The sequence below is a fragment of the Allobosea sp. BE125 genome, from assembly GCF_031456075.1.
GTDB lineage: Bacteria > Pseudomonadota > Alphaproteobacteria > Rhizobiales > Beijerinckiaceae > Allobosea.
In genome coordinates, this window is sequence record NZ_JAVDTY010000002.1 from 313,166 (window position 1) to 332,527 (window position 19,362).

Annotated in this window: 17 protein-coding genes and 1 pseudogene; 9 read left to right on the forward strand and 9 right to left on the reverse strand. The window is 64.9% G+C overall.

The features are described 5' to 3' along the window. Window positions 1-6: 6 nt before the first annotated feature. Entirely contained in the window at window positions 7-2,778 is a 2,772-nt protein-coding gene (locus J2Y55_RS06810) for a bifunctional acetate--CoA ligase family protein/GNAT family N-acetyltransferase (protein WP_310149620.1), read from the reverse strand. Between the two features lie 139 nt (window positions 2,779-2,917). On the opposite strand from J2Y55_RS06810, the gene J2Y55_RS06815 reads away from it, so the two are divergent. The 3 genes from J2Y55_RS06815 (at window position 2,918) to J2Y55_RS06825 (ending at window position 5,641) form a co-directional block, all read left to right on the forward strand. Beyond that, the gene (locus tag J2Y55_RS06815) at window positions 2,918-3,328 is read left to right on the forward strand and encodes a hypothetical protein (protein ID WP_310149623.1); all 411 of its coding nucleotides are present in this window, start codon (window positions 2,918-2,920) and stop codon (window positions 3,326-3,328) included. Between the two features lie 72 nt (window positions 3,329-3,400). After that, on the forward strand, window positions 3,401-4,249 hold the full coding sequence (locus tag J2Y55_RS06820; protein ID WP_310149626.1) for a universal stress protein: 849 nt from the start codon (window positions 3,401-3,403) through the stop codon (window positions 4,247-4,249). A gap of 90 nt (window positions 4,250-4,339) precedes the next feature. Further along, on the forward strand, window positions 4,340-5,641 hold the full coding sequence (locus J2Y55_RS06825) for an NRAMP family divalent metal transporter (RefSeq protein WP_310149629.1): 1,302 nt from the start codon (window positions 4,340-4,342) through the stop codon (window positions 5,639-5,641). A 9-nt stretch (window positions 5,642-5,650) separates the two neighbouring features. On the opposite strand, the gene J2Y55_RS06830 is transcribed toward J2Y55_RS06825, so the two are convergent. Then, window positions 5,651-5,926 carry a hypothetical protein gene (locus J2Y55_RS06830; protein ID WP_310149634.1) on the reverse strand — a complete coding sequence of 92 codons (276 nt, stop codon included), beginning with the start codon at window positions 5,924-5,926 and terminating at the stop codon, window positions 5,651-5,653. A gap of 155 nt (window positions 5,927-6,081) precedes the next feature. Here J2Y55_RS06830 and J2Y55_RS06835 point away from each other — a divergent pair, with 155 nt between their 5' ends. Together J2Y55_RS06835 and J2Y55_RS06840 are read left to right on the forward strand one after the other, a co-directional pair. Further along, window positions 6,082-6,411, forward strand: a complete 330-nt coding sequence (locus J2Y55_RS06835; RefSeq protein ID WP_310149637.1) for a hypothetical protein — start codon at window positions 6,082-6,084, stop codon at window positions 6,409-6,411. A gap of 32 nt (window positions 6,412-6,443) precedes the next feature. Beyond that, window positions 6,444-8,312 carry a heavy metal translocating P-type ATPase gene (locus tag J2Y55_RS06840; RefSeq protein ID WP_310149640.1) on the forward strand — a complete coding sequence of 623 codons (1,869 nt, stop codon included), beginning with the start codon at window positions 6,444-6,446 and terminating at the stop codon, window positions 8,310-8,312. A 63-nt stretch (window positions 8,313-8,375) separates the two neighbouring features. Here the strand turns inward: J2Y55_RS06840 and J2Y55_RS06845 are convergent, their stop codons facing one another. Beyond that, window positions 8,376-9,209 carry a hypothetical protein gene (locus J2Y55_RS06845; protein ID WP_310149643.1) on the reverse strand — a complete coding sequence of 278 codons (834 nt, stop codon included), beginning with the start codon at window positions 9,207-9,209 and terminating at the stop codon, window positions 8,376-8,378. 129 nt (window positions 9,210-9,338) lie between these two features. Between J2Y55_RS06845 and J2Y55_RS06850 the strand changes: the two genes are divergently transcribed. The 3 genes from J2Y55_RS06850 to J2Y55_RS06860 all read left to right on the forward strand — a co-directional run bounded on the left by J2Y55_RS06850 (window position 9,339) and on the right by J2Y55_RS06860 (window position 12,807). Then, on the forward strand, window positions 9,339-11,042 hold the full coding sequence (locus tag J2Y55_RS06850; protein WP_310149647.1) for a bifunctional aminoglycoside phosphotransferase/ATP-binding protein: 1,704 nt from the start codon (window positions 9,339-9,341) through the stop codon (window positions 11,040-11,042). Then, window positions 11,039-11,932: a universal stress protein gene (locus tag J2Y55_RS06855; protein WP_310149649.1), complete on the forward strand. Its 894-nt coding sequence runs from the start codon at window positions 11,039-11,041 to the stop codon at window positions 11,930-11,932. The genes J2Y55_RS06850 and J2Y55_RS06855 overlap by 4 nt, the downstream gene beginning before the upstream one ends. Before the next feature lie 128 nt (window positions 11,933-12,060). After that, window positions 12,061-12,807, forward strand: coding sequence for a CBS domain-containing protein (locus tag J2Y55_RS06860; RefSeq protein ID WP_310149652.1), 747 nt, complete (start codon window positions 12,061-12,063; stop codon window positions 12,805-12,807). 109 nt (window positions 12,808-12,916) lie between these two features. Here J2Y55_RS06860 and J2Y55_RS06865 read toward each other — a convergent pair whose 3' ends face one another. The 4 genes from J2Y55_RS06865 to cobF form a co-directional block, all read right to left on the reverse strand. Continuing rightward, window positions 12,917-13,981, reverse strand: coding sequence for an NAD(P)-dependent alcohol dehydrogenase (locus J2Y55_RS06865; RefSeq protein ID WP_310149655.1), 1,065 nt, complete (start codon window positions 13,979-13,981; stop codon window positions 12,917-12,919). A 185-nt stretch (window positions 13,982-14,166) separates the two neighbouring features. Next, the gene (locus J2Y55_RS06870; protein ID WP_310149658.1) at window positions 14,167-14,394 is read right to left on the reverse strand and encodes a hypothetical protein; all 228 of its coding nucleotides are present in this window, start codon (window positions 14,392-14,394) and stop codon (window positions 14,167-14,169) included. A 102-nt stretch (window positions 14,395-14,496) separates the two neighbouring features. After that, on the reverse strand, window positions 14,497-16,305 hold the full coding sequence (pabB, locus tag J2Y55_RS06875) for an aminodeoxychorismate synthase component I (RefSeq protein WP_310149661.1): 1,809 nt from the start codon (window positions 16,303-16,305) through the stop codon (window positions 14,497-14,499). 174 nt (window positions 16,306-16,479) lie between these two features. Then, on the reverse strand, window positions 16,480-17,241 hold the full coding sequence (gene cobF / locus J2Y55_RS06880) for a precorrin-6A synthase (deacetylating) (RefSeq protein WP_310149663.1): 762 nt from the start codon (window positions 17,239-17,241) through the stop codon (window positions 16,480-16,482). Between the two features lie 73 nt (window positions 17,242-17,314). Between cobF and J2Y55_RS06885 the strand changes: the two are divergent. After that, window positions 17,315-17,548, forward strand: a pseudogene (locus tag J2Y55_RS06885) (ribonucleotide-diphosphate reductase subunit beta); the annotation flags it as partial. A gap of 43 nt (window positions 17,549-17,591) precedes the next feature. Here the strand turns inward: J2Y55_RS06885 and J2Y55_RS06890 are convergent. Then, entirely contained in the window at window positions 17,592-18,347 is a 756-nt protein-coding gene (locus J2Y55_RS06890; RefSeq protein ID WP_310149666.1) for an invasion associated locus B family protein, read from the reverse strand. 19 nt (window positions 18,348-18,366) lie between these two features. Further along, a complete protein-coding gene (locus J2Y55_RS06895; protein WP_310149668.1) occupies window positions 18,367-19,227 on the reverse strand; it encodes an ATP-binding cassette domain-containing protein in 861 nt (286 codons plus the stop codon). Between the last annotated feature and the right edge of the window lie 135 nt (window positions 19,228-19,362).

The window sequence follows — 19,362 nt, forward strand, 5'->3', positions numbered from 1 at the left end:
ATCACCTCAGCCCTCGCTTGTCGCGTAGGGGGACACCGTTTCCGGTGAAATCCCGGTCTCGGACGGGCCGTGAAGGAAAACATCCGTCGAGGGCGCTCCGGCCTCGATGGAAAGCGTCACTCGCCTGGTGTCGGATTCGAGTCCGCCGGACTCAACTGCGAAACCCAGCTCTCCAGCCATGTGCAACATCGCGGTATTTTCGCTCAGCACATCGCCATAGACGGTCCTGTATCCCGCTTGCCGGGCATAGCCGACGATCGCGGACAGGAGCTGGAATCCCAGCCCCCTGCCCTTCATGTCCGAGCGGACGAGGATCGCGAACTCGGCAGAGCTGCGCTCCGGATCGCCTGCGATGCGTACGACGCCATAGATCGGCCCCTCCCCGAAACGCGAGCCCGGCTCGATGGCGACGAAGGCCATCTCCCGGTCGTAATCGATCTGCGAGAGGCGAGCCGCCAGGTCGTGCTCGAAACGCTTCACAGAACCGAGGAAGCGCATGCGCAGATCCTGGGCCGTGCATTGCTCGACCATTGCAGTGATTGCGACCTCGTCTTCGGGCCGGATCGGGCGCAGCTCGAGAGGCGTGCCGTCGGTAAGGACGATCGCTCTCTCCAGCGTCCGCGGATAAGGCGTGATCGTATGGCCGCCGGCCGATACCGGCTCGGCAGCGATCACGATCCGCGCATCCAGGGCGATCACGCCGCTCGCATCCACCAGCAGGGGATTGATGTCGAGCTCCAACACATCGGGCAGGTGCACCGTGATCTCCGAGAGTCGCAACAACACGTCCTCAATGGCGCCCGAGCGGACCGGCGGCACATTCCGGAAACCGCCGAGCAACCGGGCGACGCGCGTATGCGCGACCATGTCACCGGCGAGGACGGAATTCAGCGGCGGTAGTCCGATGCTGCGATCGGCCATGACCTCGGCCGCCGTACCGCCCTGTCCGAACAGGATGACCGGGCCGAAGGTGGCGTCGTGCGCGATGCCGACGATCAGTTCCTGCGCATGAGGGCGCGAAATCATGTCCTGGACTGTGAAGCGCAACACCCGCGCCTCGGGGCGGGTCTGGCGCACGCGCCCAAGCATTGCTTCAGCCTCCCGCTGCACCTCCGCGCCGGACACCAGGCCGAGCGCGACGCCGCCGACATCGGATTTATGCGAGATGTCCGGGGACAGGATCTTCAGGGCCACAGGACCGCCGATGTCCTGCGCGATGCGCCCAGCCTCGGCCGGCGTTCCGGCGATGCGGGTCTCCACCGTCGGAATGCCCAGCAGGGCGAGCAGATGTTTCGCTTCCTGCTCGTTGAGCAGGAGCCTGCCATCGTGCCGAACCGCGGCGATCAGTTCGCCGGCGGCGGCGACGGCCGCCGGCGCCAGCATCATTCCGGCGGAGGGGGTCTCCAGGAGCAGGGTCTGATTGCGCCGGAATTCGACGAGATGGCCGAAGGCGCGCACGGCCTGCTCGGGACTGTCGAAGCTCGGCACCCGCCCCTCACGGAGCACGCGATGCGACTCCGCGGAAGCCTCGCTGCCGAGCCAGTTGGCCAGGACCGGGACGTTGCGCCCGGCCGCCGCCGCCGTCGCAACAGCACACGCCGCTTGCGCGCCATCGGCCAGTGCCGTCGGACAGTTGATGGCGAGAATGGCGTCGCTGTCCGGCTCCCGCATCAGGATCGCCAGCGCCGCACCATATCGCTCCGCTGTCGCGTCGCCGAGGATGTCGACCGGATTGCCATGCGACCAGCTCTGCGGCAGCACCAGATCGAGCGCCGTGCGGCTCTCGGCACCGAGTTCCGCGACCTGCAATCCGCGCTCCGCCAGCGCATCGACCGCCAGCACACCGGCTCCGCCACCATTGGTCAGGATCGTAAGCCGATCGCCGGAGACCCGGACGCCGCTCGCCAGGATCGCGGCGGCAGCGAACAATTCGTCGAGCTCATGAACCCGCAGGAGGCCGGCCCGGCGAAAAGCCGCGTCATAGACCGCATCCGAGCCTGCGAGCGCACCGGTATGCGACAGGGCAGCCTTTGCTCCGGCGCTGCTGCGCCCCGACTTGACGACGAGGACCGGCTTCGTCCGCGCCGCGGCACGCGCCGCCGACATGAACTTGCGCGCATGGGTGATGTTTTCGACATAGAGCAGGATCGCCCGCGTCGCGGCATCCGAGGCGAGATAGTCGAGCGCATCGCCGAAATCGACGTCGCTCATGTCGCCGAGCGACATGACATGAGAGAAGCCGATCTGCCGCTGCTGCGCCCAGCCCAGCATAGCGGTGATGATGGCGCCGGACTGGCTGACGAGGGCGATACCGCCCGGCCGCGGCGTGACCTGGGCGAAGCTCGCATTGATCGCCCGTGGGGTCGAGATCAAGCCCAGGCAATTGGGGCCGACGATGCGCATCAGGTGCGGGCGCGCCGCGTCCAGCAGCCGCTGGCGCAGATCGCTCTCGGCGCCCTTGCCTTCGAAGCCGGCGCTGACGACCACGGCCGCCCGGCAACCGCGCCGGCCGAGTTCCGCGACGATGCCGGGAACGCTCGCCGCCGGTGTCGCGATCACCGCCAGATCGGGCACGACCGGCAGATCCGCGATGGAATGATAGGCATGGGTCGAGGCAACCGCGCGCGCATGAGGATTGACGCACAGAATCGGCCCCTCGAAGCCGGCGCCGAGCAGATTGGCGGCGATGACCTGCCCGACGGAGCCTGGGGTATTGCTGGCCCCGATCAGGGCGATCGACCGTGGACTGAAAAGCGCGTCGAAATTGCGGATGCTCATGGCGGTGATGCCCCTCCGGGCTCCGTGCCCGCCGCGAGATTGCCGATCCCTGCTCCAGCAACCTTGCTCTGGATCAAATCATCGGCCGCCATTCGGTGAAATGATCGGCCAAGTGAACGCTCCACTCGGGACGATTGCCATGCTTCAGCGAATTACACTTCATCTGGCGCGGACCCCTTCTCATACGGAGGGCGACAGCCGGGACGGCTACGAGATTGCCGCTCCGCTGACCGATGACGGCCGGCTCGATGCCGAGCAATGGCGCCTCGAGCGTGACCGCTGCCGTGTCCGGCGGTTCCGGCCCGGCAAACCCGACCGCCATGGCTGGCTGCTCCACCGCGCCGGCGGCGACGGCGGCGCGACTTGGCTGATCGACTACGACAATAGCAGGCGCGACGACGACGAAGGCACCTTCAAGCTCGACCGGCATCGCATCGCGGTCGGCGAATACATCTCGGTACGTGGCGACGACGGTGACTTCGTCCCCTTCAGGGTGGCGTCCATCCGCAAGATCGGCACCGTCTCGCTGGCATTGTCGGGCCGGTCCTAGTCCTGACGGCAGATCCCCGGAAACCGCATTGTTCGCGCGCTGCGCAAACACAACCCTGACAGGAGAGATATGATGGCGGCGCTGAACCAGACTGCCGGCCTTTCCTCCTATGCAAGCCTGATGGTGCCGGTCCATCTCGGCGGCAACGCAGAAGGGCCGATCAAACTGGCCGCCTCGCTCGCCGACCGTTTCACGAGCCGGCTGATCGGCGTGGCAGCCGCGGAGATCGTGGTCCCCTACTATGGCGACAGCATATCCGCCGCCGACGCTCTGCTGCTCCGAAAGGCAGAGCAGACTGCCGGTGAGGAGGTCGCTAGGGCCGAAGCGCTGTTCCGGCGGACAGCCGGCAACAGCTCCGCCATCGAATGGCGCTCTAGCCTCTCCGAGCCGCGCGGCTTCATCCTGTCCCAGTCGCGCGCGGCGGATCTGCTGGTACTCGGCCGGCAAGGGACCGACGACGCCGACCAGGGCCAGATGGCTGTCTCGGCGAACGAGCTTGTCATGGATCTCGGGCGGCCGATCCTGCTGGTTCCGCCACAGGTCGAGTATCTTTCGGCCAGGCATGTCGTGGTCGCCTGGAAGGATACACGCGAAGCAAGGCGTGCCGTATGGGACGCACTGCCCTTCCTGGTGCGAGCCGAACTGGTCTGTGTCGCTTCAGTCGGCTCAGAGGCGAACCAGCAGGGCATTGCGGATGTTTGCAGCTACTTGTTGGAGCACAATGTTGCGGCGCGCCCCATGTCGCGCAGCGGCGACATCGTGTCCGAAACCCGCGAAATCATCGACATCGCGCAACAGCAAGGCGCCGATCTGATCGTCGCTGGAGCCTATGGGCATAGCCGCATGCGCGAATGGCTGTTCGGTGGAATGACCAGCGAGCTGCTGGACACCACACCGCTGTGCTGCCTGATAGCCCACTAGGCCAAGCAGGCGGCCGGAATGGAGCGACATGATCCCGAGGGTGCGCCCCGGCGATTGGCAAGCCTTGAATCAACCGGGAATTTCCTGACCATGGACAACGGCGCAGCGGTCCTGACGACAGGCGCTTCGAGCGACGAACTATTGTCACCGCCGCCACCGGGCTTCTTCCAAACCCTCGGCCCCGGGCTCGTGACGGGCGCAGCCGATGACGATCCCAGCGGGATCGCGACCTACAGCCAGGTCGGCGCGCAGTTCGGCTATGGGCTGGCCTGGACGATGCTGTTCAGTTTTCCCTTGATGGCCGCCATCCAGGCGATCAGCGCACGGATCGGCTCCGTCACGGGGCGCGGCATCGCCAGCAATCTGCGGCGACACTATTCGCCCTGGCTCTTGCGCACCGTCTTGCTGCTTCTCATCGTCGCCAATGTCTTCAACCTCGGCGCCGATTTAGGTGCGATGGGCGCCGCACTTAAACTGTTGCTCGGCGGATCGCAGCATCTCTACACCGTGGCATTCGGTGTCATCTCCGTGCTGATACAGACCTATGTGAGCTATGAGCGCTATGCCGCCATGCTGAAGTGGGCGACGCTGTCACTCTTCTCCTATGTCGCGGTCGTGTTCGCCGCTCAGGTGCCCCTGGGAACGGCGCTTCACGGCGCACTGATTCCGCAACTGACCTTGGACAGTACGCATGCCATGGCGCTGGTCGCTATCCTGGGAACCACGATCAGCCCTTATCTCTTTTTCTGGCAGGCGGGGCAGGAGGTCGAGGAGCTGCACCGGCGTCATCTCAAGCCGCTGTTTGTGGCGCCAAAGGCTGCGAGCGGGGAACTTGCACGTATCCGCCTCGACACGATCGTCGGCATGGGCTTCTCCAATCTGATCGCGCTCTTCATCATTCTGGCGACGGCCGCGACGCTCAACGCCCATGGCGTCACGGACATCCAGACCTCGGGCCAGGCGGCGGAAGCGCTGCGCCCCATTGCCGGCCCCTGCACCTTCGCGCTCTTCACCATCGGCATTGTCGCCACGGGCATGCTCGCCATCCCTGTCCTCGCGGGCTCCGTCGCCTATGCCGTGAGCGAGACCTTCAGGTGGCCTGAGGGACTTGATCACCGTCCCCATGAGGCAAAAGCTTTCTATGCGGCAATCGCGATGGCGACGCTCGCGGGGCTGGCGCTCAACTTCGTCGGCATCGATGAGATCAAGGCACTGTATTGGAGCGCCGTGCTCAACGGCGTCCTTGCAGCACCGCTCATGGTGGTGATCATGCTGGTCGCCACGAACCGGCGCGTGATGGGGCGGCTGATCCTGCCACGGTCGCTGGCGGTTGTGGGATGGCTCGCGACCGTGGTGATGGCCACTGCGACAGCAGGCTTCTTTCTGCTGTAACGACGCCACTCAGCCGAACACGAACGGCCCCGGGGCGGCACCAAGCGCGTGTGCCCCGGATCGGCCGCTGCGTATCGGTGGCCTGGTCCGGGCACCCGAATGCTGCGCCAGCCACTCGAACCAGTGAGGCCACCAGGAGCCCTCGTGATAGGCTGCGCTCTGCAGCCAGCGATCGGGGGCGAGATGGCGTTCGCGTGGTTTGGCGGTGGCGATGCGGACATGACTGTCGGCCCGGCCGGGCGGCGAGACGATGCCCTGGTTGTGTGCGCCTTTGATGCGGATCAAGGCAGCATCCGCGGGATCGTCGATGCTACCGCCTTCCAGAGGCCGCGCAGGGTGTGCGGCCAGCCAGGAGGCAAGCCATGACCAACCCACGCAGCCCTCAGGGCCACAATGGAACGAGCACAAGCGGTATGCAGCCATTTGGTTCCTTTGAGAACATGTCCAAGTCGATGCAGGGGCAGTTCGCAGCGATCGCGGCTATCCCGCGCGCCATGCTCGAAGCCCAACTGACCATGGGGTCGGAGCTCTTCGGCTTCATGGGGCGGCGGATGAAGGCCCAAGCCGAACTCTGTCATGAGCTCAGCCAATGCCGCGAACTCTCGGACGCCGTCCAGGCGCAGCGCAAATTCGGCGAACGCGTCACCAGCGACTACTCTGAGGAATTCGGCCAGATCGCGACGATGCTGCGCAACGAGCTCACAAGCGTTACGGACGCGGCCAGCGAAGCTGTCACCGAGGCCAGCAAGGCGGCCAAGCTCGCAGCCTGAGTTCGGGGTTCCGAACCCGAAACGGACGCACGATGGCTTTCATCCCCACGGTCAAGCGAAGCATCGTCGCCTGCCCGTTGGCTGGCCTGCTGATCGGCTTCTGCCTGCATCAGTTCGGTGAGGATGAACTCGCCCGATCGGCCTGGGCATGGGCAACCTTGCCCGTGCTGGCAGTGCTGTGCGTCGAGATCGTCATTGCGCTTCGCCGCGGCGAGTTCGGCCTGGACATCGTCGCGGCCTTGTCGATGTCGGCGGCGCTCGTCTTCGGCGAACCTCTTGCCGCCATCGTCGTCGCTTTGATGTATGCCGGGGGCCAGCATCTCGAGGACTTCGCCGAGCGTCGCGCCCGCAGCGATATGACTGCCCTGCTCGATCGCGCGCCGCGCTCGGTGATGCGGTACGAGAACGGCCAGCTGTGCACGGTCGCGACGGAACTCGTCCTTCCCGGTGACGCCCTGCTGATCCGTAGCGGCGATATCATTCCCGTGGATGGTCGCGTCGCACACGGCACCGCGGTCCTGGATATGTCCGCACTGACCGGAGAAGCGCTTCCGCAACGAATGGGAGAAGGCGCCGTAATCGCCAGCGGTGCGCTCAATCGCGGCGACGCCTTCGATCTGACCGCGCTCAGGCTCGCGCGCGACAGCGTCTATGCCGGCATTGTCCGCCTCGTCGATGCTGCCCAGAAGAGCAAGGCGCCGATGGCGCGTCTGGCCGACCGGTACGCTCTTGCCTTCCTGGTGGTCACGCTTGTCATGGCCGGCGGCGCCTGGTGGCTGTCCGGCGATGCCAGCCGCGCAGTCGCCGTGCTCGTCGTCGCAACGCCCTGCCCCCTGCTATTGGCTGTTCCGATCGCCCTGGTCGCCGGCATGTCGCGAGCGGCGAAAGCTGGGATCCTGATCAAGAGCGGCGCTGCGCTGGAGAAGCTGGCGCTGCTGCGTGCGATCGTCTTCGACAAAACCGGCACATTGACATCGGGCTCGGCCGAGGTCGTCGAGATCACACCCGCGGCCGGCTTTTCGGCTAACGAGCTCCTTCGCGTCGCTGCATCGCTCGGCCAGATATCGAACCACATCGTTTCACATCAGCTCGTCTCGGAGGCCCGGCAGCGCGGAATCGAGCTGGTTATCCCGACGGACGTCTCCGAAGCGGCCGGCGAAGGCGTGACGGGCTTCGTCGGAGGCAAGCGGATGATCATCGGCAAGTTCGGTTTCGTGTTGAAGCAACTCAGGCTGGAGCAAGTTGGCGGCGAGGAGCCATCCGGATTGCTCCAGATCGCCGTCGCCATCGGGCAACGCTATGCCGGCCGTATTGTGATGTCCGACCGGCTTCGCCACGGCACGCCCGACCTGCTGCATGCGTTGCGCGAGAACGGCATCGTCCGGCTTATCCTTGCAACCGGAGACCATCGCGCCGTCGCGGAGACGCTCGCCGCAGGGCTCGACCTCGACGCCATCGAAGCCGATCTCACCCCGGCGCAGAAGACCGGGGTCGTCGCGGCGGCACAGCGTTATGGCCCCGTCATGATGGTCGGTGACGGGGTCAACGACTCGCCTGCGCTCGCAGCGGCTGATGTGGGCGTCGCCATGGGTTTAAGCGGCTCGGCGGCCTCGATCGAGACTGCGGACGTGGTTCTGCTCGTCGACCGGCTCGATCGACTTGTCACCGCCCTGCAGATCGCCAAGCGATCGCGCGCCATCGCGATACAGAGCGTGGTGGTTGGCATCGGCCTGTCGACGCTCGGCATGATTGCCGCAGCCTTCGGAGGGCTGTCCCCGGTCGAGGGCGCCCTGCTGCAAGAGGCCATCGACGTCGCAGTCATTCTCAATGCGCTACGCGCGCTCGGCGACCGGCACGTCCTTGGCCGCCCGCTTCGTCCTCAAACGGATGACGTAGGCTAGGCCATCGTCTGCGGCGGCGAAGGCCCCACGCGGCGGCTCAGGCCGTTTCCGCGAACCTGCCCCTTACTGACTGAAGAGGCAGGGGATCGACAGCTCGATCATTGCGTCCATGTCGGCCGCCAGGTCAGAATGCAGCAGTTCACGGTGCATATAGCCACCGCCGACGATCAAATCCGCCTCCTCATCCAAGGCGAAGATGCGAAGCCGCTCCATTGTCGGCATTCCCATCTTTTCCAGGGCAACCGCTCGCGCGGCAATGCCGTGGCATTGCAGGAACGCGGCGACGTCCGAGGTCCCCGATACAGGCTGTGAGGCACTGTTCTCCCGGTCCAGCAGCTGAACCACGACCACCTGCTTCATCAACCGCAGCACAGGCAAGGCATCACGGACCGCGCGCCTGCTGGCACGATCATCATGCCAGAGCACAATGGCATTCCGACGTAAGAACGGTTGCCCCGCAGAATGAGGCACGAACAGGAGCGGCCGCCCGCTGTTGAGCAGCAATTTGTCGAGATCGGAGCCTCCGCCCTCGCCGTCGAAAACTGTGTCTCTTCCGATGACCAGAAGATCCGAAGCGCGGCCATGCCGGATCAAGGCGGGCACGCGCTGCCCACACTCTGCGACCCACTCGCCTCGACACCCTTGCCGCCCGGCCAGGGCGATGAACCGCCGCCTGGCCTCGTCGAGTTGATGCTGTGTCGCGGTGCTCTGCTCGCGTATCAGTTCGCGGACCATTCCAATCGTGTCATGCGGCGAAACCTCAGGCGTAGCCGGCTCCTGCGCCATCAAACCTACGAGGCGGGCATCCAGCTGCCCAGCCAACCAGATCGCGTGGTCGATCCGCCCCGCTCCGGGCTGATCGTCGGAAACGTCGACCAAAATGCTGGCATAGGACATCGCGCGCTCCTTGAGGCCACCGCTGCGGCAATGAAGAGCAACTCGCTGCGGGATCCATTGATGTCGATCAATGCCCGCGATCCTGGCGCCCCTAACCTCACATCAGAAATGAGACCGAGGATTGGGTTCATGGACAATCAGACGGAGACCGTCGCGTTCCTGTCCTCCGCGGATGGCTTGGCAGATAACAGCCAAGACTGCCAAATCGTCGCAACCCATATCTCGACCGTCCTCCTGCTCGGCGACAAAGCCGTTAAACTCAAGAAGGCCGTCCAGTTTCCCTATCTCGACTTTTCGACGCCCGAACGTCGCCTGGCCGCATGCTATGACGAATTGCGATTGAACCGGCGCACTGCCCCGGCCATTTATCGGGCCGTACATCGCATCACCCGCGAAGACGACGGCCGGCTCGCGCTGAACGGAGCGGGTCAGCTGGTCGACGCCGCAATCGAAATGACGCGTTTCGATGACGACCAGCTCTTCGACAGGCTGGCGTGCGCTGACCGCCTGACGGTCGATCAGATGGAGCAGTTGGCGGCGCAGATCGCCCGGCTTCACGAAACCGCCGAGGTCGTCTCGGGCGAAGGCGCCGCGCGGTTCGAGCGCATCATCCGTGGCAACGAGCGCGCCCTGGCGGATTGTCCGATCTTCCTGCCTTCAGAGGTCGCCGATGTGACCGGCGCCTGCCAGCTCCATTTTCGGCAGAAGACAGCACTCCTCGATCAGCGGGCTCGCTCCGGTCGCGTGAGGCGCTGTCATGGCGACCTGCACCTGCGCAACATCTGCATGATCGACGGACAACCGACACTGTTCGATTGCCTGGAATTCAGCGAAGAGCTTGCCACGACGGATGTCCTCTACGATCTCGCCTTCGTGCTGATGGATCTCTGGCATCGCAAGCTGCCGCTTCACGCCAACATCCTGTTCAATCGCTACCTCGATCTGACGGATGACGAGGATGGCGTGGCGCTGCTGCCGCTGTTCATGGCCGTGCGCGCCGTCATTCGCGCGCATGTCACCGCCATGGAAGTCGCGGAGACCGAGGTGGCCTGCGCCTGGAAGGAGGCCGAGGCGAGATCCTATCTCGATCTGGCACGGGATCTCCTTGCCGAGAGTCCGGCCGTTCTGGTGGCAGTGGGAGGCTATTCCGGTTCGGGCAAATCGACCGTTGCGATCCGGATCGCGCCAGAGATCGGACCTGCGCCTGGCGCGCGCATACTCTCCAGCGACCGCATCAGGAAGAAACTGTTCGGCGTCGCGCCGCAAACGCGGCTCGGCCCGGAGGCTTATGCTGACGAGATCTCGGAACAGGTCTACGCGGCGATCACCGACCGGGCGAGCGCGCTCGTGGCGGCGGGCCACGGCGTGGTGGCCGACGCCGTGTTCGATCTTGCCTCCCGACGCGATCGGCTGGCGGCGGCTGCCGCAGGCTGCAATGTACCGTTTCACGGACTATGGCTCGATGCCCCAGCGGACCTGCTGATGCGTCGCGTCGCGGCTCGCAAGAATGACCCTTCCGACGCGACACCCGCCGTGGTGATGGATCAGCTTGTCCGTCGGTCCGCGCCGACCGACTGGCTGATGCTGGACGCGGCCGGAGATATTGAGGTCGTCAGCAATGCGGCGCGTCTCGCCGTGCGCCCGCCATCGGCAATCGAACGTCACGCGGCGGCTTGCTCGGGACTACGCATCGCGTCCGCCTCGCCGGAGCCTCTCCGGTCACTCGACCAGCCAGCACTCCTCTCGCGCAACCCGCCCCGCGCGATTTGCACCACTTCGGCTGCGCGCGTCCCGCCACGCTCTCAAACAATCATCCCATGGAGGAAACCATGAACCAGATCGCAATGACGTCTTCGACCATCGGTATTGCCAAGCCGATTCTGAAGGCCGGCTACAAGGATGTGATGGTCCACCTCGACGGCTCCGTGGAGGACGAGCTTCGCATCGCCCATGCCGAAGCGATCGCCGCCCAGTTCGAGGCCCGTCTGACCGGCCTCTATACAAACGCACTCCCCGATGCCGCCCTCTATGCCGGAGAATTCGGAACTGCAGCCATCGTCGACGCCTGCGATGCCGCACGCAGGGCGGGAGATGCAAACCATGCTCGGCTGACGCAACGTTTCGCCCGTCTCGGTGTCGCAAACGAGGTGCGACGGTTGGAGAGCTTCCCCGGCCTATTGGAGAAGGGCGTAGCCACCGAAACGCGCTGGGCTGATCTCATTGTCGCCTCCTGCCCGCATGGAACATTCGATTGCGAGCGCTGGGGCAACCTGATCGAAACGATCATGTTCAACAGCGGGCATGGGCTCTATCTCGTACCGCCCGGCTTCAAGCCGCGACAGGCGATCCGCACCGTGCTGATCGGCTGGGTCGATACGCGCGAGGCCGCCCGCGCCGTCTCCGAGGCCCTGCCCCTGCTCGGACTGGCGACGCAGGTCCATCTCGCAAGCGTCCAGGAGGCCGGCAAGGGTAAGCTCGGCGGCGCCGAGGCACTGGCCGACATCGCGAGCCATCTCGCCCGGCACGGCATCGCGACGACGGCAAGTCTTCTGCCAGACAATGATACGGCAGCTGCGATGCTCCTCGCCGAGGCCCATCGGGTTTCGGCCGACCTGATCGTCGCGGGAGCTTACGGCCATACGCGGCTGCGCGAATGGATCCTCGGCGGGGCGACCTATGATCTGCTCCAGAGTTCGAACCTGCCGATCCTGATGGCGCATTGAAGCGTGCCGGTGGCCGGCGGTTGACTCCGATCAAATCGCCATCGCGGCTCCTGTGCCAGAATCACCGGCAATAAAGACATCGCCGGTGCGCGAGTCCGCGTGCCGCAACCCTGCGGGAGATTGCCGCCATGCTCGTCGAATCCATCATGACCACCCCCGTGATCAGCGTCGCCCCCTCAACCCCGATCCGTGACGCCGCCCGCCTGATGCTGGCCCATCGGATCAGCGGCCTGCCCGTCGTCGCCGGCGACGGGGCGCTGGTCGGCATGGTCAGCGAAGGAGATTTCCTGCGGCGCGGCGAGCTCGGAACACAGCGCAAGCGCTCCTGGTGGCTCGAATTCCTGGTCGGGCCCGGCACGGTCGCGGACGACTATGTGCATGCGCATGGCCGCAAGGTCGGCGAGGTCATGTCGAGTAATGTCGAGACGACCCGCCGGGATGCGACGCTCGACGAGGTCGTCGAGACCATGAGCCGCCACCGGATCAAGCGGCTCCCCGTCGTCGAGAACGGCAAGCTGGTCGGGATCGTGACGCGCTCCGACCTGCTGCGCGCGATGGCCGACGCGCTGCCCACCGCCGATGCGGCCGTCGTCGACGATGAACGCATCCGCGCGGACATCCTGAGCGAGCTCGCCAGGCAGAGTTGGGGCGGCCGGATGATCCATGTCCATGTCGACCACGGCGCCGTCGAGCTCAGCGGCGCGATCTTCGACGAGCGCGAGCGCCAGGCCGCTCATGTCGTCGCGGAGAATGTCTCCGGCGTGCGATCCATATCGGATCAACTGGCATGGATAGAGCCGATGTCAGGCGTCGTGATCACGCCTTCGGAGATGAACGAAGTTAAGACTGTCGCGTCCCCACGGCCTCCCGCGTGAAAGCGACTGTGCTGCGCAGGATCGGCGAGCGTCTGACCTGCGAAACACGGCCCGATCCCTATCCGGGAGCGGGCGAATTACTGATCCGTGTCGGGGCAGGAGTCCCCCCTCAAGGCGTGATCGCGACCTTGAGGACGCCATCGCGCTGTCCGGCGAAGAGCTCATAGGCCTCGACGATCCGCTCCAGCGGAAATCGGTGGGTTACGAGCCCGCCGAGATCGACCCGTTCCGAGGCAACCACGTCCATCAGGCGCCGCATCCGTTCCTTACCGCCCGGACACAGGGTCGTGACGATCCGGTGATCGCCGAGGCCGGCCGCGAAAGCTCCGAGAGGAATGGTGAGATCGGTCGAATAGACACCAAGCGAAGACAGGGTTCCGCCCGGGCGCAGCACGCGCAAGGCGGCCTCGAACGTCTCCTGCCGTCCGAGCGCCTCGATCGCGACATCGACGCCGCGCCCATCGGTCAGGCGCATGATCTCAGCGACGGGATCGCCTTTGGAAAAGTCGACGACCTCGTCGGCGCCAAGGCGGCGCGCCATATCCTGCCGTGCGGGGATACTTTCAACGGCGATGATGCGCGTCGCCCCCATCAGTCGCGCGCCCGCAGTCGCACAGAGTCCGATCGGCCCCTGCGCGAACACAGCGACGCAGTCGCCGATGCTGACGCCACCCTTCTCTGCGCCCGAGAAGCCTGTCGACATGATGTCGGGACACATCAGAACCTGCTCGTCGCTCAGGCCCGAAGGCACCGGCGCGAGATTGGTCATCGCATCGGGCACGAGCAGAAAATCGGCCTGAGCCCCGTCGATCGTGTTGCCAAAGCGCCAGCCGCCCATGGCCTTGAAGCCGTGCCGCTCGTCTGTCCCATCCTGCGAGTGGCAGCCGCAGAGGCAGGCCATGCTGTGGCCCGACGGCGTGATCGCGCCTGCGATGACGCGCTGCCCCTCCTTGAAGCCCCTCACAGAGGATCCCAGCTTCTCGATGATGCCGACGGGTTCATGGCCGATCGTCAGGCCCCGCGCGACCGGGTACTCGCCCTTGAGGATATGGACGTCAGTACCGCAGATCGTCGTCGTCGTAATGCGCAGCAGCGCGTCGAGCGGACCGATATCAGGCACCGGCTTGTCTTCAAGCACAATCCTGCCGGGCTCAACAAAGACAGCAGCGCGCATTTTCGCTGGCCGTGACCGAGATCGCGTTTCAATCGGGGATCGGGCTGCTCGAGGATCGACTGCGATGTGGCTCATATCTGCGCCTTGTGTCGGAACGGGAGTATGGCAAGGCGCCATCTTTGCTCGAAACCGGCTTCACTCCTTGATCTGGCGCAATCGGGCGAGACGTTAAAAACAAAATCCGCCTATTCTTTCTTCTTCGTGGCGAGGCGGCTTTTTCCTGCTTGTCCGCCCTTCGCGAAGACGATCTCGCGGAGCAGGGCAAGCCCGCCGCGAAACCGGAGCCAGGCGGCAATGGGCGAACGCTCGTCAAGATCGTCACTGATCGATGAACTGTCTTGGCAGGAACTACGGCGCCCCTTGAAAAGACGGCGAACCCGAGCAGCCAATCCTGATACTGATTTGATGGTCATTGCATCACCGCATGGCCAGTTTCCAACCGGTCTTGCGAACTTTACTGGGAATGAGCCCATCGGGATTGACCTGGATCAATCAGGAATATTCCCAAAGCATCGCTATAGGTTTCCGAACTGAGCACGTCTCAGTCCGCGCAGGCTGTTGCCCAGGAACCAGCGCTCCGCGCGCGCGACATCGTCAAGCACGAGTTGTCGCTCAATGGCTTCGCCGCTCCCGATCAGGCTTTGGCGTAGCACGCCCGGCAAGACGCCATCGCTCAGCGGCGGCGTCAGCAGTATCCCGTCCCGCTCGACGAAGATGGTGCTGCGCGCCGATTCCGTCACGAAACCGGCGCGGTTCAGGAAGATGGCCTCATCGGCGCCCTGCATGAGCGCCGCCGCATAGGCGGTCTCATAGAGCCGGCGGCGCGTCGTCTTGTGCCGCAGGAATGGATCGGCAGCATCGGTCCTGTCGGCTGCCACGATGACGCCGAGCCGTCGCTCCGGCTCCTCCGCCAACACCGGTGCGGCGACATCGAGAGCCCCGTCGCGGCGCAGTTCGAGGCGGATGCGCCGGTCGTCTCGCCTGTCGAAGCTTGCCGCCAGGCTGTCGAGTCTGGCTTGCGCATCGCGACGGCAGAAACTGAAGCCAAGCGCGCTTGCCGAGCGGTCGAGGCGGTCGAGATGCAGTGGCAGGTGCACGAAGCCCGTTTCCGCTGACCAGCGTAATGTTTCGATCAAGCCGTAATCCTCGGCGAGATCGGTCAGAACGCGGGCCTTGAGCAAGGCCTCAGTGTATTCGCTCGCGGCCTCTGAATCCGCCACGATGCCACCGCCGATACCATAGCGCCCTGCCCCATCGGGAAAGATCGCCGCGGAGCGAATGGCAACGTTGAAACGCAGGTCGCCATTGGGAGCGATTGCGCCGATCGCTCCGGTATAGACATCCCGCGGCTCGTCCTCGATCTCACGGATGATCTGCATCGCCCGCAGCTTGGGCGCACCGGTGATCGAGCCACATGGGAAGGTCGCCTGCAGAAGCTCTTCGAGCGAAAGCCCGGGCTGCAAATTGGATGTCACGGTCGATGTCAGCGTGTGGAATGTGGGATAGGTCTCGACCCTGAAGAGGCTCGGCACCTCGACCGAGCCCAGCACGCTGATCCGCCCCAGATCGTTGCGCAACAGGTCGACGATCATGAGATTTTCGGCGCGCTGTTTCGGGTCGGTCTGCAGCGCCGCCATGGCTGTTCGATCGGCTTCGGGATCGTCGAGACGCGACGCTGTTCCCTTCATCGGGCGCGTCGTCGCCCGACCGGCTTCGACCTCGAGGAAGAGCTCCGGCGAGACCGACAGGATCGTGGCGTCCTCGAAGGCAACGATCCCACCATGCGACACCGGCTGGCTCGCCCGTAATGCGGCATAGAGCGCGAGCGGATCGCCATCGTAGCGGAAGTCGACCGGGAAGGTCAGGTTGATCTGATAGGCGTCGCCGGCATGCAGATAGTCGAGCACGCGGCCAACCTTGGCGGCATGCGCGGAAGCGTCGAGCCGCGGCTGAACCAGCCCGAGCGGCCGCGGCGGAGCCAGAGCTGCGAAATGCCGGTCGAGTTCAACCGGCGCGACCTCCAACGGCTCCCGGAACAGCCCGAACCACAGCAGGGGCAATGCGCGCTTCGAGGGCATCGACGCCACGAGCCGAGGCTCGAAGGCATACCCCAGCTCGTAACCCAGGAAGCCGGCGGCATGCAGCCCACGCGCCAGGCCGTCTTCAATCCTGCGCAACGCGGCCGGAACATCGTCGCCATGAACACAGGAGACGATCTCGACCGGATCGCGATAGAGCCGCGCCGGGACCGATCCGGCAAGGCGGTCCTCCAGCAGCACGAATGGCTGCCGCGAGCTCAGCATGGTCTGGATCGAAAGCGGCATCTGCAATGTAGCTTCTGATTGGATAGGCGGCGCAACGCCCGAATCGGGCCCGCGCGTTCCAGATAGAAGGCAATGTGCGACATGCCGAGGGGCATCTGAGCCTGGCCCTTCCACCCCGTGTCCGGCAATCCGATGTCGCGGCAGCGACATCGGATTCATACGAGGCTGACCCGATCAGGTTCTGCCGCCCTTGCGGAGTAGATAGGTATCCATGATCCAGCCCTTCTCCTCGCGGGCCTGCCGTCGAATCCGCTCGATATCGCCCGCCACCTCAGAGAGCTTTCCAGCCACCAGGATCTCGTCCTCGGTGCCGAGATAGGCGCCCCAATAGATATCGAGATCATCCGCCTCAATACGCTTGAAGGCCTGGTCGCCGTCGAGCATGACGACCACGCTGTCGAGATTGTCGGGAAATCCCTCAGAGAGTTTGCGCCCGGTCGTAATCAGCACCGGTTGTCCGATGCGATTGAGCGCGACGCGATGCCGGGCCGCCAGTGCCTGCACGCTGCTGATGCCGGGGATGATATCGTATTCCAGCACACATCCCTTGGCCTGGATATGGTCGATGATCCGCAGCGTGCTGTCGTAGAGCGCCGGGTCGCCCCAGACGAGAAAGCCTCCACATTCGCCCTCCCCGAGCTCCTCCATGATGAGGCTCTCATAGTCCTCCGCCAATTGCGCATGCCACTGATCGACGCTTCCGCGGTAATTCTCGCCCGCAGCGGCACGCGTTGGAATCGGCACCGGGACCATGCGGTAAGCCGAGCCCTCGATGAAGCGCTCACAGATGTCCTTGCGCAGTTGCTGCAGCGCAGTTTTGTCCGTCCCCTTGTCCGGGATGAAGAAGACATCGACCTCGTTGAGCGCCTTGATCGCCTGGACCGTGACATAATCGGGATTGCCGGCCCCGATCCCGATGATCAGAATTTTGCGCATGCGGTCCTCGTGATCCATGCCCTCATCTCAAGCCGGGCTCTCCGCCATAGCATGCGAGGTGCCCTCGATCACCGACAGGGACACCGCGCCGCGCGGTTTCCTCGGGCTGAATGCCGCATCCTGCGAGCAGTACATGCACTTCATCGCCAACCGCCGCTGCGCCCAGCTCGGGCTCGCTCCAGTTTTCGCCGAGACCGAGAACCCGTTCCCCTGGATGAGTGAGGCGATGGATCTCAAAAAGGAGAAAAACTTCTTCGAGACCCGCGTGATCGAATACCAGAACGGCGGCGCGCTGAGCTGGGAGTGAGGCGCAGATGAACGCTCTCGACAACTCCGGACGGTCAGCGCGGCTATCCGCCGAGCTGTCCGATGCGGGCGAGCGCCGCTGCAAAACCATTGAGTGAGATGTTGAAGGCGACGGGATCGCCGCTGGAGAGATTCAGCGCGGCGGCGGTCAGGGTCTTGCCGGTTTTCATTGCATCCGTAGCGACTGTCGGAAACGACACCGGAAGCAGGCAGCCTGCGGGAATGCAGGTCGAGAAGCGCAGGCCCTGGCCGAGATCCTTGTCGTCGAGCCGCAGGATCGCGCCGTTTTCCAGCTTCAATCCGAACGGCATCAGGATCGTGCCGTCGGCACGACCGTCCTTCGGCGTACGAAGCTCGATCGCGAAGAGGCGCTGATTGTTCTGACTGTTACCCTGCGATTGGGCGAGCACACAGAGCTTCTGGCCCTCGGTGATGCGGCAATCGACCGTCCAGTCGCCATAGCTTTCATTGATGGCGCTGGCGCCGTTCGGGAGTGTCGTCGGCCCGGACGCGGGCTGGCTCACGGACGGCACTTGGGGTTGAGCCTGGGCCTGCGTCGTTGCCGGTGCCGGACGCACGGGCGGCTTGATCGCGGCCGGCTTGGGAGCAGGCTTCGGCGGCGCAACTCGCTTGGCGGCTTCGGGCTTAGCCGCGGGGGCTTCCTCCGTTACGTCGCCGACCGGAGCATCCTGCGCGGATGCCCAACGGGGCAGGGAGACGCAGATCGCGATGGCGGCGAGGCCGACAAAAAGGAGAAGCGGAAGGCGGCGGCGATCGCGGGACATGGTCTGGCTCTTCAAAATGGGCGTTGGGTTGAGTTCAGCAGACGAAGGCGAGCGGGCGCGCTGTCTCGGGATGAGGCATCACGCCCATGCGCACGCCGTAGATGGACTCAAGTTGTCCAGGCGTGAGGATGTCGTCGGGCGCGCCCCGCGCGATCAGCCTTCCCGAATGCAGGGCGATGATCTCGTCGCAGAAACGCGCGGCCATGTTGACGTCGTGCAGCACGACGACAACGCCAAGGCCACGCTCGCTGGACAGGCGATGCACCAGCGAGAGCACCTCGACCTGATGGGAGACGTCGAGCGCCGAGATCGGCTCGTCGAGCAGCAGGCACTCGGCATCCTGCGCGACCAGCATCGCAAGCCAGACGCGCTGGCGCTCGCCGCCTGACAGCGTGTCGACGAGACGGTCGGCAAAAGCCTCGACATCGGTCAGCGCCATGGCCTCAGTGACCTTCTCGCGATCGACGGCTCCGAAGCGCCCGAGCGCGCCGTGCCAGGGATAGCGACCGAGCGCGACAAGTTCCTTGACCAGCATCCCGGAGGCCGGCGGCGTCTGCTGCGGCAGGTAGGCGACCTTGCGGGCGAAGGACCTATCGCCCCAGTCGCCAAGCGCCTTGCCTTCGAAGCGGACCGTGCCGCTGCTCGCCGGCTGCTGGCGGGCAAGGATCTTGACCAAGGTCGATTTGCCCGAGCCGTTATGGCCGATCAGCCCGACCACGCGCCGGGCCGGCAGTGTCAAGGTCAGCGGCTCCAGAAGCACTCGCCCGGGAATCGAGAAGGAGACCGCATCGAGTGCGAACAGATCCTCCTCGCCGGCGGAGGCCGGCCAGGGCCCTGCGCGATCCGAAAAGGCTGTCTCGGCAAGGCTGGAGGCGGTCTTGAACAACGACTTCATCGACTGAACCTGATCGGAACGGTGAGCGAGATCGCGACGGCCCCTCTACGCTCACCGAGGCGGCTGGACAACGATCTCGCGCATATGGCACGAGACGAGTCCGCTTCGCTTAGACAATGCGGAATTCCATCACAA

What these genes read in the sequence shown, in the direction of transcription:
- J2Y55_RS06810 (WP_310149620.1), bottom strand. Translation starts at nt 2,778, where the DNA reads ATGAGCATCCGCAATTTCGACGCGCTTTTCAGTCCACGGTCGATCGCC.
- J2Y55_RS06815 (WP_310149623.1), top strand. Translation starts at nt 2,918, where the DNA reads ATGCTTCAGCGAATTACACTTCATCTGGCGCGGACCCCTTCTCATACG.
- J2Y55_RS06820 (WP_310149626.1), top strand. Translation starts at nt 3,401, where the DNA reads ATGGCGGCGCTGAACCAGACTGCCGGCCTTTCCTCCTATGCAAGCCTG.
- J2Y55_RS06825 (WP_310149629.1), top strand. Translation starts at nt 4,340, where the DNA reads ATGGACAACGGCGCAGCGGTCCTGACGACAGGCGCTTCGAGCGACGAA.
- J2Y55_RS06835 (WP_310149637.1), top strand. Translation starts at nt 6,082, where the DNA reads ATGTCCAAGTCGATGCAGGGGCAGTTCGCAGCGATCGCGGCTATCCCG.
- J2Y55_RS06840 (WP_310149640.1), top strand. Translation starts at nt 6,444, where the DNA reads ATGGCTTTCATCCCCACGGTCAAGCGAAGCATCGTCGCCTGCCCGTTG.
- J2Y55_RS06845 (WP_310149643.1), bottom strand. Translation starts at nt 9,209, where the DNA reads ATGTCCTATGCCAGCATTTTGGTCGACGTTTCCGACGATCAGCCCGGA.
- J2Y55_RS06850 (WP_310149647.1), top strand. Translation starts at nt 9,339, where the DNA reads ATGGACAATCAGACGGAGACCGTCGCGTTCCTGTCCTCCGCGGATGGC.
- J2Y55_RS06855 (WP_310149649.1), top strand. Translation starts at nt 11,039, where the DNA reads ATGAACCAGATCGCAATGACGTCTTCGACCATCGGTATTGCCAAGCCG.
- J2Y55_RS06860 (WP_310149652.1), top strand. Translation starts at nt 12,061, where the DNA reads ATGCTCGTCGAATCCATCATGACCACCCCCGTGATCAGCGTCGCCCCC.
- J2Y55_RS06865 (WP_310149655.1), bottom strand. Translation starts at nt 13,981, where the DNA reads ATGCGCGCTGCTGTCTTTGTTGAGCCCGGCAGGATTGTGCTTGAAGAC.
- J2Y55_RS06870 (WP_310149658.1), bottom strand. Translation starts at nt 14,394, where the DNA reads ATGACCATCAAATCAGTATCAGGATTGGCTGCTCGGGTTCGCCGTCTT.
- pabB (WP_310149661.1), bottom strand. Translation starts at nt 16,305, where the DNA reads ATGCCGCTTTCGATCCAGACCATGCTGAGCTCGCGGCAGCCATTCGTG.
- cobF (WP_310149663.1), bottom strand. Translation starts at nt 17,241, where the DNA reads ATGCGCAAAATTCTGATCATCGGGATCGGGGCCGGCAATCCCGATTAT.
- J2Y55_RS06895 (WP_310149668.1), bottom strand. Translation starts at nt 19,227, where the DNA reads ATGAAGTCGTTGTTCAAGACCGCCTCCAGCCTTGCCGAGACAGCCTTT.